The 477-nt window shown below is 46.3% G+C and carries 3 tRNA genes; all 3 read left to right on the forward strand.

Going from position 1 to position 477, the window contains the following annotated elements:
• Positions 1-61: 61 nt before the first annotated feature.
• The 3 genes from R2S67_RS22825 to R2S67_RS22835 all read left to right on the forward strand — a co-directional run bounded on the left by R2S67_RS22825 (position 62) and on the right by R2S67_RS22835 (position 336).
• Positions 62-137, forward strand: a tRNA-Lys gene (locus R2S67_RS22825).
• A gap of 33 nt (positions 138-170) precedes the next feature.
• Positions 171-246: transfer RNA gene (locus tag R2S67_RS22830), tRNA-Ala, on the forward strand.
• Positions 247-260: 14 nt separating this feature from the next.
• Positions 261-336: transfer RNA gene (locus tag R2S67_RS22835), tRNA-Val, on the forward strand.
• Positions 337-477 lie beyond the last annotated feature (141 nt).

Consider the following 477-nt stretch of genomic DNA (forward strand, 5'->3'; position numbering starts at 1 on the left):
GCCTAGGACACCGCCCTTTCACGGCGGTAACAGGGGTTCGACTCCCCTACGGGATACCATTGGGTCGTTAGCTCAGTTGGTAGAGCAGTTGACTTTTAATCAATTGGTCGCAGGTTCGAATCCTGCACGACCCACCATTTCCTTCCATTAGGAATTAAAACTCAAAATATGGGGCTATAGCTCAGCTGGGAGAGCGCCTGCCTTGCACGCAGGAGGTCTGCGGTTCGATCCCGCATAGCTCCACCATATTTTGACACAATGGGCGATTAGCTCAGTTGGGAGAGCACCTGCCTTACAAGCAGGGGGTCACTGGTTCGAGCCCGGTATCGCCCACCATCTTTAAGCGCATTCAATGAGTGCTTTTAAAAATGGTTTTCATCAGAAAATCTAGCTCTTTAACAATTTGGAAAGCTGACAAAACAACAATTTATTGTTGTTTGTAAAGTTCTCAAAGTATTCATTTATGAATACAACTAA

The organism is Vibrio sp. T13N, assembly GCF_032970445.1.
Taxonomy (GTDB): Bacteria; Pseudomonadota; Gammaproteobacteria; order Enterobacterales; family Vibrionaceae; genus Vibrio; species Vibrio diabolicus.